This window comes from Microbacterium sp. ER1, assembly GCF_023383675.1.
In the GTDB taxonomy this organism is placed as follows: Bacteria; Actinomycetota; Actinomycetes; order Actinomycetales; family Microbacteriaceae; genus Microbacterium.
Genome location: NZ_QCXO01000053.1, coordinates 1 through 265, shown reverse-complemented (window position 1 = coordinate 265; position 265 = coordinate 1). Strand labels below are relative to the sequence as shown.

The window sequence follows — 265 nt, the reverse complement described above, 5'->3', positions numbered from 1 at the left end:
CCTACACGGTGCGCCAGGCGCGTCCGGAGCACCGCGAGGTCGACATCGACTTCGTCACCCACGGTGACGCCGGCCCCGCCTCCCGCTGGGTGCGCGCCGCCATCGTCGGCGACGAGGTCGCTATCGTCGGCCCCCTCGCCGATGGCGACAACCCGGCCGTCGGCATCGAGTGGGCCCCCGGCAACGCCAACACCGTGCTGATCGCCGGCGACGAAACCGCCGCCCCGGCTATCTGCGCCATCCTCTCGGCCCTGCCCCGCACGGC

General features: G+C 74.3%; 1 protein-coding gene. It reads left to right on the top strand.

Going from position 1 to position 265, the window contains the following annotated elements; all coding sequences use genetic code 11:
- Nucleotides 1-265 (top strand): siderophore-interacting protein (locus tag BV453_RS01730; protein WP_249520721.1); only part of this gene is annotated, 265 nt, incomplete at both ends.